Genomic DNA, 13,572 nt, shown 5'->3' with positions numbered 1-13,572 from the left:
CTCGGCAGGTGTGTCCCCATCGGTTGCGGGGCTCCGGCTCTCGCGCCGAAGCCTACTGCGACCGGGGAGCGCCCCGAATGGCTGTGTGGGCCGCTCAGCCGATGACACCGCCGAAGAGACCCCCGTGGGCCATGCCGAGGAAGAAGCCCACGGCGGACGCGCCGAGCCCCACGATCAGGAGGAAGCGCTCGCGCGTCGTGACGGAGATGAACTGTCCGTAGGCGCCGCTGATGATGCCGATCAGGCCCGCCCAGGAGCTGAGCAGGTGGAGGTCGTGGAACTGGGCGGTGACGAAGGCGAGGGCGCCGAGCACCAGGGTCACACCGACCAGCGTGTCCTGGAGGGGGTGTGGTTTCCCGTCGGTCGCGAAGAGGGAGTGGCCGGGGTCGGGTCGCATTGCCTGTGCCATGGGGCACCTCCTGGCGTGCCTGCCGGAAGGCGGCGCATCTTAGCGCCGCCCGGGTCCGATGTGTCCAGATTGCGGCCTCTCACCGCCGAATTTCAACCGCAGGCCGATGTGCGGGTACTCTGTACGGTCTGCGCCGGTGTCTGCCCAGCTCCCTCCGGGATACCCGACGACTCCCCTCGTTCGCCGAGGGGGACTGTCAGTGGGGGCCGATACCGTCGTTCACGCATCACGACCCTCCTGCCACGGAACGACCGTGGCCGCTGAGTCCAAAGGAGGTGGGTTCCACATGCGTCACTACGAGGTGATGGTCATCCTCGACCCCGATCTCGAGGAGCGCGCTGTCTCCCCGCTGATCGAGAACTTCCTCTCCGTCGTCCGTGAGGGCAACGGAAAGGTCGAGAAGGTCGACACCTGGGGCCGTCGTCGTCTCGCCTACGAGATCAAGAAGAAGCCCGAGGGCATCTACTCGGTCATCGACCTGCAGGCCGAGCCTGCGGTCGTCAAGGAGCTCGACCGCCAGATGAACCTGAACGAGTCGGTCCTCCGGACCAAGGTCCTCCGTCCCGAGACCCACTGAGCCTTCCGCTCAGAGGTCATCGGGTCCGAGTAGCAACAAGCAGCCAGAAGCAATCCCGCCGAGAGGTTCACCCATGGCAGGCGAGACCGTCATCACGGTCGTCGGCAATCTCGTCGACGACCCCGAGCTGCGCTTCACCCCGTCCGGTGCGGCGGTCGCGAAGTTCCGTGTCGCGTCCACTCCCCGCACCTTCGACCGCCAGACGAACGAGTGGAAGGACGGCGAAAGCCTCTTCCTGACCTGCTCGGTCTGGCGTCAGGCGGCGGAGAACGTCGCCGAGTCGCTCCAGCGAGGCATGCGCGTCGTCGTGCAGGGCCGGCTGAAGCAGCGGTCCTACGAGGACCGTGAGGGCGTCAAGCGCACGGTCTTCGAGCTGGACGTCGAGGAAGTCGGCCCCAGCCTCCGGAACGCCACGGCCAAGGTCACCAAGACCGCCGGCCGCGGTGGTCAGGGTGGCTACGGCGGCGGTGGTGGCGGCGGTGCCCAGCAGGGCGGCAGCTGGGGTGGCAACTCCGGCGGCGGCCAGCAGGGTGGCGGCGGTGCTCCCGCCGACGACCCGTGGGCGACCGGCGGCTCCTCCTCCGGCGGCCAGCAGGGCGGCGGAGGCAGCTGGGGTGGCAACTCCGGCGGCGGCTACTCGGACGAGCCCCCCTTCTAGGGCACGCCCTCGAAGCAGCTCGTACCCCCACTTCTTGATCACACAGGAGAAACACCATGGCGAAGCCGCCTGTGCGCAAGCCTAAGAAGAAGGTCTGCGCGTTCTGCAAGGACAAGACCGCGTACGTGGACTACAAGGACACGAACATGCTGCGGAAGTTCATTTCCGACCGCGGCAAGATCCGTGCCCGCCGCGTGACCGGCAACTGCACGCAGCACCAGCGTGACGTCGCCACGGCCGTCAAGAACAGCCGTGAGATGGCGCTGCTGCCCTACACGTCCACCGCGCGATAAGGGAAGGGTGACCGAAAAATGAAGATCATCCTCACCCACGAGGTCTCTGGCCTCGGTGCCGCCGGCGATGTCGTCGAGGTCAAGGACGGCTACGCCCGCAACTACCTGGTCCCGCGCGGTTTCGCGATCCGTTGGACCAAGGGCGGCGAGAAGGACGTGGCGCAGATCCGCCGCGCCCGCAAGATCCACGAGATCGCGACCATCGAGCAGGCCAACGAGATCAAGGCCCAGCTCGAGGGCACCAAGGTGCGCCTGGCCGTTCGCTCCGGCGACGCCGGCCGTCTCTTCGGTTCCGTGACCCCGGGCGACATCGCTTCGGCGATCAAGTCCGCGGGTGGCCCCGACGTCGACAAGCGTCGCGTCGAGCTCGGTTCGCCGATCAAGACCCTGGGCTCGCACCAGGTGTCCGTGCGTCTGCACCCCGAGGTTGCCGCGAAGCTCGGCGTCGAGGTCGTCGCCGCGTAACGCTGCCCTTGGCAGTCTGCGCTCAGCAGTGAGGAAGGGCCGCACCCCTCGGGGTGCGGCCCTTCCGCTGTTCTCGCGTTCACTTCTCCGCGCCGTGCGTTTCGCGTGTTTCACGTGAAACGGTCACCGGCTCGCGCCCGTCACGATCCAGCGTCCCGAGCGCATGCGGAGCCCCAGGGTGAGCATGCGGACCGTCATCATCAGGGTCATCGCCCACCAGAGGGCGGTGAGTCCGCCGCCGAGCGCGGGGACGGCCAGGGCGACCGGGGCGAAGACGGCCAGGGTCAACAGCATCGCCCCGGCCAGATAGGGACCGTCGCCCGCCCCCATCAGGACGCCGTCGAGGACGAAGACGACTCCGGAGATCGGCTGGGAGAGTGCGACGACCAGAAGGGCCGGGAGCAGGGTGTCCTGCACGGTGGCGTCGCCGGTGAAGAGCGGCACGAAGAGTGGGCGCGTGGCGACGAGCAGCACGCCGAGGACCACCCCGGAGACGGTGCCCCAGAGCACCATGCGCCGGCAGACCTGGCGGGCGCTGTCGGGGTCGTCCGCGCCGAGGTAGCGTCCGATGATGGCCTGCCCCGCGATGGCGATCGCGTCCAGGGCGAAGGCCATCAGGCTCCACAGAGACAGGATGATCTGGTGGGCGGCCACCTCGGCGTCCCCCAGCCGGGCCGCGACCGCCGTGGCGATCAACAGGACGGCGCGGAGCGACAGCGTACGGACGAGGAGCGGCGCGCCGGCTGTGGCGGAGGCGCGGATGCCGACGGCGTCGGGGCGGAGGGAGGCGCCGTGGCGGCGGGCGCCGCGCACGACGACGACGAGATAGACGGCCGCCATGCCGCACTGGGCGATGACGGTTCCCCAGGCGGAGCCGGCGATGCCGAGGCCCGCGCCGTAGACCAGACCGAGGTTGAGGGCGCCGTTGACCGCGAAGCCGCCGATGGCGACGTACAGCGGCGTTCGGGTGTCCTGGAGGCCGCGCAGGACCCCGGTGGCGGCCAGCACGACCAGCATGGCCGGGATGCCGAGCAGGGAGATCCTCAGATAGGTGACGGCGTAGGGGGCGGCGGTGTCGGAGGCGCCGAAGAGGTCGACGAGCCAGGGGGCCAGCGGCAGGGTCACCGCGACGACGGCGGCCCCGAGCAGGAGGGCCAGCCAGATGCCGTCCATGCCCTGCCGGATCGCCGCCGGGAGGTCGCCCGCGCCCACGCGGCGCGCGACCGCGGCCGTGGTGGCGTAGGCGAGGAAGACGAAGACGCTCACGGCGGTGGAGAGCAGGGCGGCGGCGATCGCGAGCCCGGCGAGCTGGGGGGTGCCGAGGTGGCCGACGATGGCGCTGTCGACCATGAGGAAGAGAGGCTCGGCGACGAGAGCGCCGAACGCCGGCAGGGCCAGAGAGAGGATCTCGCGGTCGTGTCGGCGGCGGGTGGCCTTGGTGGTCGCGGGGGCCTGGGTCATGGGATCAATCTAATCTTCCACAGGTAAGAGATGTAAAGCCCTGAGGGTCCTTACTGAACGATGGCGTGGGGCTTCGGGTGTGGGCCGTTTGTTCTGATCTTGGTTCACGGGCGAAACTTTTTCTCCCCCACAGCCCGTGGATGGAAAAGGGGCAGGTCAGGGGGGTGTTGGCGGGAGGGTTATGAGTTTGTCCACATGGCTGTCCCCCGGTCCGTGCACAGGATCCGGGGAGTTCTCCACAGCATCTGGCCCTTCACCCACAGGGCCTGTGGATAACCAGATTGGCTGAAGCCCCCCGCGGGCCTACCGTGGACCGGCGCCCGACGCGCAGAAGCGGTCGCGAAAGCCACTCTTTGATCAAAGCCGTGGCGGTAGAAAGAGTGACACGGCGGAGTCCGCGGAGCGGACGGGAGGAGGTGGCTTGGTGAGCGTTCCCGAGCCCATGGACGATCCCTGGGCCGACAGCGGACCGAGCGACCGGCTGCCCACCCGTACCCGAGGTGAGGGCCGCGGCCGAGGCCGTGGACGGGACGACCAGCACGAGCGCGGCAGCGAGGGCCCCTGGGACGGAGGGCTCTCCACCTTCGAGCGCGTGCCTCCGCAGGACCTGGACGCCGAACAGTCCGTGCTCGGCGGCATGCTGCTCTCCAAGGACGCCATCGCGGACGTCGTGGAGATCATCAAGGGCCACGACTTCTACAAGCCGGCCCACGAGACGGTCTACGCGGCGATCCTCGACCTCTACGCCAAGGGCGAGCCCGCCGACCCCATCACCGTCGGCGCCGAGCTCACCAAGCGCGGAGAGATCACCCGCGTCGGCGGAGCGTCGTACCTCCACACCCTCGTCCAGTCGGTACCGACCGCGGCGAACGCCTCGTACTACGCGGAGATCGTCCACGAGCGCGCCGTCCTGCGCCGTCTCGTGGAGGCCGGTACCAAGATCACGCAGATGGGATACGCGGCCGACGGAGACGTCGACGAGATCGTGAACTCCGCCCAGGCGGAGATCTACGCCGTCACCGAGCAGCGCACCACCGAGGACTACCTGCCGCTCGGCGACATCATGGAGGGAGCCCTCGACGAGATCGAGGCGATCGGCTCCCGCAGCGGCGAGATGACGGGTGTGCCCACCGGGTTCACCGACCTCGACTCGCTCACCAACGGTCTGCACCCCGGCCAGATGATCATCATCGCGGCCCGTCCCGCCATGGGTAAGTCGACCCTCGCCCTGGACTTCGCCCGCGCGGCGTCGATCAAGCACAACCTGCCCAGCGTGATCTTCTCCCTCGAAATGGGGCGCAACGAGATCGCGATGCGTCTCCTCTCCGCGGAGGCGCGGGTCGCGCTGCACCACATGCGCTCCGGCACGATGACGGACGAGGACTGGACGCGGCTGGCCCGGCGCATGCCGGACGTCTCCCAGGCCCCGCTGTACATCGACGACTCGCCCAACCTGTCCATGATGGAGATCCGGGCGAAGTGCCGGCGCCTCAAGCAGCGCAACGGCCTCAAGCTCGTCATCATCGACTACCTGCAGCTGATGCAGTCGGGTGGCTCGAAGCGGCAGGAGAGCCGGCAGCAGGAGGTCTCCGACATGTCGCGAAACCTCAAGCTCCTCGCCAAGGAGCTGGAACTGCCGGTGATCGCCCTCTCCCAGCTGAACCGTGGCCCCGAGCAGCGCACCGACAAGAAGCCGATGGTCTCCGACCTGCGTGAGTCGGGTTCCATCGAGCAGGACGCCGACATGGTGATCCTGCTGCACCGCGAGGACGCCTACGAGAAGGAGTCCCCGCGCGCCGGCGAGGCCGACATCATCGTCGGCAAGCACCGAAACGGCCCCACGGCCACGATCACGGTCGCCTTCCAGGGCCACTACTCGCGCTTCGTGGACATGGCACAGACCTGACCGGGCCGAGGCGCTTGGGCCGTCTTCGTGAGACCGGCTGGTCGGGTCAGATCCGCGAACGAGGTCGGCCACGCGACGTCATCGATGGCGAGCCACGGCGCAGCGGCTACGGCGGTGGGTGTCACCCCGGTGAACGCTTTCACCTCGCGGTGGAGGTGGGCCTGGTCGGCGTAGCCGCTTTCGGCCGCCACCTGGGCGGCGGTGTGACCCGCCGCGAGGAGATGGGCGGCGTGGTCGAAGCGCACCAGCCGGGCGGCGTGCTTGGGCGTGAGGCCGATCTGGGAGCGGAAGCGGGACCACAGGCGCTTCCGGCTCCATTCCACCTCGCCCGCAAGGCTGTCGATGCGCACCCGACCCCGGCTGGTGCGCATCAGCCACCAGGCAGCGGCGACCTCTGGATCACACGACCGGCGGGCGCTGACGCGCCGGTCGAGGGCGTCCGCCGCGATCGTGAACCGCTCGTCCCACGACGCGGCGGCCCGCAGTCTCTCCTCGGTTCGTCCGGCGTCGCGGCCCCAGAGGTCCTCCAAGGAGACCACCGTACCGCTGAGGTCGATCGACGCACCGAACACCGCGGCCGCCATGACCGGCGACAACCGGATCTGGAGGCACTCGATCCTTCCTGCCGCCCGGCCCCCGAGCCGAAGGTCGCCCGGTACCAGCCCGACGACCGTGCTGCCGCACGCGCGCCGGCCGTGGGCGTCGTGGACGAGGCTGTCGCCGTCGCTCAGATCCACGAACAGGGTCACCGAGGGGTGCGCGACCATGGCGATGTCTACGTCTGCCGGAGCACGTTGGCGGAACCCGGCCATGCTGACCCCCGGCAGCCGGCCCGGTCGCCGGGGCACGGCGACCTCCACCGACGCCCAGTCAGGTGGTGCTCCCGTGGACTTCACGGCACCAGGCTAGGCGATGGGTGTCAGCGACCCGTCGCCGCGAAGCGCAACAGCAACTCGCTTGTCTCTCGGGGTGCTTCGAGCATGGGGAAGTGTCCGACGTCGGGCAGCCGATGCACTCGCGCGTTCGGCACCGTGTCGTAGTGGTGTGCCGAGGAAGGATCCCAGCGGGGGTCGGCAGCACCGAAGATCACCAGAACCGGGACGTCGAGCGCGGCCAGGCGCGCGGGTACGCTCCGCTCGGCGATGTACGCGCCGTTCTCGCGCAGCACCTTCCTGAACGTGCCGTAGCTGATGCCCCGTACGTCGGCGACCAGGTCGTTCGGGACGTCCACCGGGCGGTTGCACACCGCGGTCACCCCCCGGCGGAGCATCGCGTCGGAACGGACTCTCCACACAAGCGGGCCGAGGGGCGGGTCGATCAGGACCCGAAGGACGGCGGGCTGCGGAAGGAGTGCGTCGGGGCTCGGGCCGCTGCTGATCAGTGCGAGCGAACCCACCAGGTCCGGGCGCTGTTCGGCGAGGGCGGTGGCGATGTACCCGCCGCTGGAGTGCCCGACCACAGTGACCGGACGCAGGCCGAGCTCGTCGAGGGCCGCGGCCAGCCTGGCCGCCTGTTCCGGCACGGCGTACGACGGCGCGGGCGGGGACTGACCGTGGCCCGGGAGGTCGATCCGGATGACGTGATGGCGGCTGGCCAGTGCGTGCGTCACCGGGCCCCAGGAGCTGCCCGAGGCCCCCGATCCGTGGATGAGCACCAGCGGGGGTGCTTCCCGCGGGCCGTCGTGGACCACGTGCATCCCGTGCACCTGCTTACCGTCGTCAGTAGCCATACGCGGGAGGATGCCGGGGGTGTCGGCCCAGGGTCTTGTACAAATGTCGCCACGGGGACGCCGCGGCTCCGTTCGAGCAGGGCGCCGGCCTTCTGCACGTCGGTCGCAGGCGCAGGGACCGGCGCGGCACCGGAAAGTCGTCGTCGTGTGTTGGATGGGGGCATGACGACATCATTCGAAGCTCTGTTGCCCGGTACCGAGCGGGCTCTGCTGCACCGCGTCGCGCTCGCGCAGTCCGAAGGGCGTGCACCCTCGATCGTGGGTGCGGTCGTACGGGACGGGGAGCCGGTGTGGAGCGGGGCGCGCAGTTGTGTGGACGGGCATGCACCGGACGAGGACACGCAGTTCAGGATCGGGTCGATCACCAAGGTGTTCACCGCGGTGCTGGTGATGCGGCTGAGGGACGAGGGGCTCCTCGATCTCGACGATCCGCTGGAGCGGCACCTCAAGGGCACGGGCGTGGGGCAGGTGACGATCGCTCAGCTCCTCTCCCACAGTGGGGGTCTCGCCGCCGAGACGCCCGGTGCGTGGTGGGAGCGCTCGTCGGCCGAGCTGCGGCCCGAGCTGTCCGACGTCCTGGGGGAGGGAGCGATGATCCAGACGCCGGGGCGCCGCTTCCACTACTCCAACCCCGGCTACACCCTGCTCGGTGCACTGGTCGAGGCAGTACGCGGGGTGCCCTGGGAGGAGGCCCTGCGGAGCGAGATCCTGGAGCCGCTGGGCATGGCTCGGACGACGGTCGATCCGGTGGCCCCGCATGCCGGAGGCTGGGCCGTGCATCCGTGGGCCGACGTGATGCTGCCCGAGCCCTTGGAGCACCTCGGTCTGATGGCGGCCGCCGGACAGTTGTGGTCGACCGCCGCTGACCTGGGCCGGTTCGCCGCCTTTCTCGCGGAGGGCGATGAACGGGTGCTCGGAGCCGCCTCGGTGGCGGAGATGCGGGTGCCCTCGGCTCCCGCCGGAGAGGGCGACTGGGAGGGTGGCTACGGGCTCGGTCTCCAGTTGCTGCGCAGGGACGGCCGGACCCTGATCGGGCACACGGGCTCCCTGCCCGGGTTCGTGGCCTGTCTGTGGGTCTGCGTGGAGGAGGGGCTGGCGGGGATCGCCCTGGCCAATGCGACGTCCGGTCCGCCGGCTGCGTTGGTGGCCGCCGATCTCGTACGGATCGTGGCGGAGGCGGAGCCAAGGCTTCCCGAGCCGTGGCGGCCGCTCCCGGAGGCCGAGGTCGACTCGGAGCTGCTGGCGTTGACGGGGCCCTGGTACTGGGGGACGTACGTTTATGGGCTCCGGATCGGGCGGGGCCGTGGGGTGACGCTCGAACCGCTGCGGGGTGCCGGGCGCCGCGCGGAGTTCCGGGCGCTGCCGGACGGTGACTGGATCGGTCTGAACGGCTACTACGCCGGGGAGCGGCTCCGCGTGGTGCGGCGGGCCGATGGCGGGGTGAGCCACCTGGACCTGGGGTCCTTCGTCTTCACCCGGGAACCGTACGAGCCGGGGGACGCGGTGCCGGGCGGGGTGGACGAGGCGGGCTGGCGCGGTCTCTGAGCCCGCTGGGCTCGCGTTTCACGTGAAACACGAGCCCAGCTCCGTCGGTGGCCTCAGAGGCTCTTCTTGAAGCCCACGTGGGAGGCCTCGAAGCCCAGGCGCTCGTAGAAGCGGTGGGCGTCGATGCGCGTGGCGTCGGAGGTGAGCTGGACGAGAACACACCCCTGCCGCCGCGACTCCTCGACGGCCCATTCGATGAGCTGGGTGCCGAGGCCACTGCCGCGCTCGTCCGCGTGGATGCGGACGCCCTCGATGATCGAGCGGGTGGCGCCCCGGCGGGAGAGCCCCGGGACGACGGTCAGCTGGAGGGTGCCGACGACCTTGTCACCGCGGACGGCCACGACGAGGTGCTGGTGCGGGTCGCCCGCGAGCCGCTCGAAGGCGGCGAGGTACGGGGTGAGGTCGTCGGGGGACTCGCGCTGGGCTCCCAGCGGGTCGTCGGCGAGCATCGCGACGACGGCCGGGATATCCTCCGTGGTGGTGGGACGTATCTCAAGATCGCTCATGCCCCGAAGCGTACGGCGTCAGGCGGAGACGCCCACGCCTTCCACAACCTGGACCAGGGGAGCCAGCTCGGGATTCTTGGCCGCCTCGTCCAGCGCCTCGCGCAGCGCGCTGTCGTTGGTGGGGCGTGCCTCTTCGAGGAGCTTCAGGCCGGCCTCGGTGACGTCCGTGTAGATGCCGCGTCGGTCGGTGGCGCAGAGATACCGGGTGAGCAGTCCGCGGTCTTCGAGGCGGGTGACGAGCCGGGTGGTCGCGCTCTGGCTGAGGACGACCGCGTCGGCGACCTGCTTCATCTGGAGGTGACCGCCGGGGCCGCTGTGCTGGCGGCTGAGGACATCGAGGAGCGAGTACTCGCGGACGCTCAGACCGTGGCGGGACTCCAGGGCGCGCTCCAGGTGGGACTCGATCCTGCCGTGGAGCAGGGAGAGGGCGCACCAGCGCTGCGCCAGCGCGGTGAGGGCGGGGTCCGTCGCGGTCATGGTCTCTCTCCTCGGTCTCTCCTCGGTGGTGGAGGCTCCTCCCAGAGTAGACGATGCGGCGCAATAGTGCGCGTGTGCAAGTAATTCTGTGTACCGGGAGGGAGCCCACCGCTCCGGGGGCGCGACAATTACCCGGCCGCGACGGTCAGGGGGGCGAACCGTCGACGCCAGTCGCCGGGGAGGTCCGGGACGGAGCGGGTCATCACCGCGTTGAAGGCGATCGTCTCGACCCCGTTCTCCTTCAGCCAGCGCAGCAGCTCGGTATGGCGGACGTCGACGTCCGTGCGCAGCGGCCGGTCCGTCGCGGTGGCCAGGGAGGCCACCAGGGCCTGGGCGGTGGCGGGGTCCCGGGCGATCAGGGGGCCGATGACATGGGTGTGCATATTGGGCCAGGCCGCGGCGAAGCCGATGAGGTCGCCGTGCTCCTCGGCGACCCGGAGGTGGTCGGCGAAGGCGGGCAGCCGGGTGATGAGCGGCGTGCGGTCCAGGCCGAAGACCTCGCGGTCCAGCCGGAGGATCGCCTGGAGGTCGTCCGCCGTGGCCGGGCGGACGGCGACGTCGGGGGCGGGGGTGGTGAAGCTGAACTGGCCGAGCACCATCTCCGCACGGCTGACCTCGGTGAAGCCCAGCTGCTCGTAGAGGGGCTGGCCGTTCGGGGTGGCGTGGAGGGTGAGCGGAGTGGATCCGGCCTCGTCGAGCACGTGCCGCATGAGTCGGCGGCCCACGCCCTGACGGGCGTACGCCTCGGCGACGAGCACCATGCCGATCGCGGCGAGGTCGGGACCGTAGGAGGTGACCACGGAGCAGGCGAGCAGCCCGCCGCCGGCCGGGTCGTCGATGCCGTAGCCGGTGCCCGCGGTGAGCAGAAGTCCCCACTTGTGTTCCTCGCGGAGCCATCCGCGGTTTTCGGCGAGGTCGGCGCAGGCCCGGAGATCGTCCGAGGTGAGGCGCCGGACGGGAAGCTGGGTGAGCGGCACGGATGACGGCGTAGGCATGCCTGCCAGGCTCTCGAAACAACGATCTTCCGTCCACCCCTTTACGGGATCTGGCCGAGACGCGGGGGGACGTTGCCTCTCCTCTGTCCGGCACGGACGATGTTTCACGTGAAACTGCACCTCTTCGACCTCGATGGCACCCTGATCCGAGGCTCGGCCGCCGCCGTGGAGATCTCCCGCCAACTGGGCCTCGCCGAGGAGATCGCGGCCCTGGAGCTGCTGTTCCTCCAGGGGCTGACGCCGGACGAGTTCGCCGTCCGCGCGCGGGAGCTGTGGGCGGACCTCACCCCGGAGCAGGTGGACACGGCATTCGACGGGGCGCCCTGGCTCCTCGGCATCCGTGAGGTCTGGGCGGACATCCGCGCCGCCGGCGACCGCTGTGCCGTCATCTCCCTGTCGCCCGACTTCTTCGTGGAGCGCCTGCTCGCCTGGGGTGTCGACTCGACGCACGCCTCCGCCTGGCCCGCGGTTCCCTTCACCGCGCCCGTCCACCGGCCTGGCATCCTCGACGCCGCGGCGAAGGTGCGGATCACCCGTGAACTCTGCGCCGGGTACGGGCTCGGGTTCGAGGACTGCGTGGCCTACGGGGACTCGATGTCGGACGCCGCGCTCTTCGCGCGGGTTCCGGTGACGGTGGCCGTGAACGCGGATCATCACCTGGCCGGACTCGCCCGCCACGGCTACCGGGGAGACGACCTCCGGGAGGCCTATGCGCTGGTCCGAAGGGGCGCAGCTTAGTCGGAATTCCTGCCCTCCGGCCGGGAACACTGCTTTCTGCTCGGAGCGGTGGAGGCGAACGGCATCCTGCGCTCACGGAAGTCGGCTGCGCGAGGCGAGGCACACGATGGATGGTCCGACCACGACGACGGACGCGGAGGCCCGAATATCCGATCCGGGCCGACCAGCCGCCGAACCACGCGGGGCCGGTGCACGCCACCCGGGCGCACGTGACGCCGGTGGCTCACCCGACGCGGTGCTGGTCCGCCGCACGCTGGCGGAGATCGCGCCGGTCGCCGACCGGGTCACCTCGTACTTCTACGCCCTGCTCTTCCTGCGGAACCCCGAGCTGCGCGACATGTTCCCCGCCGCCATGGACACCCAGCGCGACCGGCTCCTGAGGGCGCTGCTCACGGCGGCCGAGCACCTCGACGACAGGCCGACGCTCACCGCGTACCTGGAGAACCTCGGCCGCGGGCACCGGAAGTACGGCACGCGGCCCGACCAGTACCCGGCCGTCGGAGAGGCGCTCCTCGGCGCGCTGGCCCGGTACGCGGTGACCGTCTGGGACGCCGGGACGGAGGCGGCCTGGGTCCGCACGTACACGACGATCTCGCAGATCATGATCGACGCGGCGGCGGAGAACGAGAAGGAGGCGCCGCCCTGGTGGCAGGCGGAGGTCGTCTCCCACGACCTGCGCACCCCCGACGTCGCGGTGCTCACGCTCAGGCCGGACCAGCCGTACCCCTTCCTCGCGGGGCAGTACACGACGCTGGAGACGCCCTGGTGGCCCCGGACATGGCGGCACTACTCCTTCGCCTCAGCGCCCCGGCCCGACGGCCTGCTCTCGCTCCACGTGAAGGCGGTCCCGGCCGGCTGGGTCTCGAACGCGCTGGTCCACCGGGCCCGGCCCGGCGACGTGCTGCGGCTCGGCCCGCCGGCCGGTTCGATGACGGTCGACCACGCCACGGACCACGGGCTGCTCTGTCTGGGCGGCGGCACGGGCATCGCGCCGATCAAGGCGCTCGTCGAGGACGTCGCCGAGCACGGCGACCGGCGCCCCGTCGACGTCTTCTACGGGGCGCGCAGCGGCCACGACCTCTACGACATGGACACCCTGCTGCGCCTCCAGAAGACGTTTCCCTGGCTCGCGGTCCACCCGGTCACCGACGCGCAGGGCAGGCTCCCGGAGACCGCCTGTCGCTACGGCCCCTGGAACGAACGCGACGCCTATCTGTCGGGCCCGCTGGGCATGGTCCGACAGGGCGTCGACGCCCTGCGCGGGGCCGGGGTGCCCGCCGAGCGGATCCGTCACGACTTCCCGGCGGAGATCACCCCGGCGGCGGAGGATCAGCCCAGGTCGGGAGCGTGCATGGCGCGGACGCCCTCGATGTTGCCGTCGAGGTAGTGCCGCAGGGAGAGCGGGACCAGGTGCACGGCGGCGATGCCGACCCGGCTGAACGGCACCCGGACGATCTCGTACTCGCCCACGGGCTCGTCGACCTCGGGGCCGTGCCGCAGGGACAGGTCCATGGAGACCAGGCGGCAGACGAAGAAGTGCTGGACCTTCACCCCCGAGACGCCGCCGTCGACGATGTGCTCCACGGTGTCGACGAAGCAGGGGACCACATCGGTGATCTTGGCGCCGAGTTCCTCGCGCACCTCGCGGTGCAGGGCCTCGACGACGGTGCTGTCGGAGGGCTCCACGCCGCCGCCGGGCGTGACCCAGTACGGATCCATCCCCGGCTTGGTGCGCTTGATGAGGATGAGGTCGTCTCCGTCGAGCAGGATGGCGCGTGCGGTGCGCTTGACCACGGGGCGTTCGGTCATGGGA

16 protein-coding genes are annotated in these 13,572 nt (G+C 70.4%); 8 read left to right on the top strand and 8 right to left on the bottom strand.

What is annotated here, in order from left to right; genetic code table 11:
* Positions 1-94: 94 nt before the first annotated feature.
* Entirely contained in the window at positions 95-409 is a 315-nt protein-coding gene (locus tag ACWDVG_RS10055; RefSeq protein ID WP_451697990.1) for a hypothetical protein, read from the bottom strand.
* Between the two features lie 286 nt (positions 410-695).
* Here ACWDVG_RS10055 and rpsF point away from each other — a divergent pair, with 286 nt between their 5' ends.
* The 4 genes from rpsF (at position 696) to rplI (ending at position 2,402) form a co-directional block, all read left to right on the top strand.
* Positions 696-986 (top strand): 30S ribosomal protein S6, encoded by a 291-nt coding sequence (rpsF, locus tag ACWDVG_RS10050; protein ID WP_004950685.1) that lies wholly within the window; start codon positions 696-698, stop codon positions 984-986.
* A 73-nt stretch (positions 987-1,059) separates the two neighbouring features.
* Positions 1,060-1,644 (top strand): single-stranded DNA-binding protein, encoded by a 585-nt coding sequence (locus ACWDVG_RS10045; protein WP_451697988.1) that lies wholly within the window; start codon positions 1,060-1,062, stop codon positions 1,642-1,644.
* A 56-nt stretch (positions 1,645-1,700) separates the two neighbouring features.
* Complete coding sequence (gene rpsR / locus ACWDVG_RS10040) at positions 1,701-1,937, top strand: 30S ribosomal protein S18 (protein ID WP_005315025.1); 237 nt, start codon at positions 1,701-1,703, stop codon at positions 1,935-1,937.
* An 18-nt stretch (positions 1,938-1,955) separates the two neighbouring features.
* Complete coding sequence (rplI, locus tag ACWDVG_RS10035; protein ID WP_451697986.1) at positions 1,956-2,402, top strand: 50S ribosomal protein L9; 447 nt, start codon at positions 1,956-1,958, stop codon at positions 2,400-2,402.
* A gap of 123 nt (positions 2,403-2,525) precedes the next feature.
* Here the strand turns inward: rplI and ACWDVG_RS10030 are convergent, their stop codons facing one another.
* Positions 2,526-3,863, bottom strand: coding sequence for an MATE family efflux transporter (locus tag ACWDVG_RS10030; RefSeq protein WP_451697984.1), 1,338 nt, complete (start codon positions 3,861-3,863; stop codon positions 2,526-2,528).
* 424 nt (positions 3,864-4,287) lie between these two features.
* Here ACWDVG_RS10030 and dnaB point away from each other — a divergent pair, with 424 nt between their 5' ends.
* Positions 4,288-5,769: a replicative DNA helicase gene (gene dnaB / locus ACWDVG_RS10025; RefSeq protein WP_451697982.1), complete on the top strand. Its 1,482-nt coding sequence runs from the start codon at positions 4,288-4,290 to the stop codon at positions 5,767-5,769.
* Here the strand turns inward: dnaB and ACWDVG_RS10020 are convergent.
* Positions 5,736-6,581: a helix-turn-helix domain-containing protein gene (locus ACWDVG_RS10020; RefSeq protein ID WP_451698207.1), complete on the bottom strand. Its 846-nt coding sequence runs from the start codon at positions 6,579-6,581 to the stop codon at positions 5,736-5,738. The genes dnaB and ACWDVG_RS10020 overlap by 34 nt on opposite strands.
* 107 nt (positions 6,582-6,688) lie before the next feature.
* Positions 6,689-7,498, bottom strand: coding sequence for an alpha/beta fold hydrolase (locus ACWDVG_RS10015; protein ID WP_451697980.1), 810 nt, complete (start codon positions 7,496-7,498; stop codon positions 6,689-6,691).
* Positions 7,499-7,660: 162 nt separating this feature from the next.
* Between ACWDVG_RS10015 and ACWDVG_RS10010 the strand changes: the two genes are divergently transcribed.
* A complete protein-coding gene (locus ACWDVG_RS10010) occupies positions 7,661-9,043 on the top strand; it encodes a serine hydrolase domain-containing protein (protein WP_451697978.1) in 1,383 nt (460 codons plus the stop codon).
* Between the two features lie 53 nt (positions 9,044-9,096).
* Here ACWDVG_RS10010 and ACWDVG_RS10005 read toward each other — a convergent pair whose 3' ends face one another.
* The 3 genes from ACWDVG_RS10005 to ACWDVG_RS09995 form a co-directional block, all read right to left on the bottom strand.
* Positions 9,097-9,549: an N-acetyltransferase family protein gene (locus tag ACWDVG_RS10005; protein WP_451697976.1), complete on the bottom strand. Its 453-nt coding sequence runs from the start codon at positions 9,547-9,549 to the stop codon at positions 9,097-9,099.
* A gap of 18 nt (positions 9,550-9,567) precedes the next feature.
* A complete protein-coding gene (locus ACWDVG_RS10000) occupies positions 9,568-10,026 on the bottom strand; it encodes a MarR family winged helix-turn-helix transcriptional regulator (RefSeq protein WP_451697974.1) in 459 nt (152 codons plus the stop codon).
* Between the two features lie 128 nt (positions 10,027-10,154).
* The gene (locus tag ACWDVG_RS09995; RefSeq protein ID WP_451697973.1) at positions 10,155-11,021 is read right to left on the bottom strand and encodes a GNAT family N-acetyltransferase; all 867 of its coding nucleotides are present in this window, start codon (positions 11,019-11,021) and stop codon (positions 10,155-10,157) included.
* Between the two features lie 99 nt (positions 11,022-11,120).
* Here ACWDVG_RS09995 and ACWDVG_RS09990 point away from each other — a divergent pair, with 99 nt between their 5' ends.
* Both ACWDVG_RS09990 and ACWDVG_RS09985 read left to right on the top strand, forming a co-directional pair.
* A complete protein-coding gene (locus tag ACWDVG_RS09990) occupies positions 11,121-11,759 on the top strand; it encodes an HAD family hydrolase (RefSeq protein ID WP_451697971.1) in 639 nt (212 codons plus the stop codon).
* Entirely contained in the window at positions 11,731-13,146 is a 1,416-nt protein-coding gene (locus tag ACWDVG_RS09985) for a globin domain-containing protein (protein ID WP_451697969.1), read from the top strand. Before ACWDVG_RS09990 ends, ACWDVG_RS09985 begins: the two co-directional genes overlap by 29 nt.
* On the opposite strand, the gene ACWDVG_RS09980 is transcribed toward ACWDVG_RS09985, so the two are convergent.
* The gene (locus ACWDVG_RS09980) at positions 13,089-13,568 is read right to left on the bottom strand and encodes an NUDIX domain-containing protein (protein ID WP_451697967.1); all 480 of its coding nucleotides are present in this window, start codon (positions 13,566-13,568) and stop codon (positions 13,089-13,091) included. The two genes, ACWDVG_RS09985 and ACWDVG_RS09980, sit on opposite strands and share 58 nt — an antisense overlap.
* Between the last annotated feature and the right edge of the window lie 4 nt (positions 13,569-13,572).

It is taken from the genome of Streptomyces sp. NPDC003327 (genome assembly GCF_053589515.1).
This window is presented reverse-complemented; position numbering and strand designations above follow the sequence as displayed.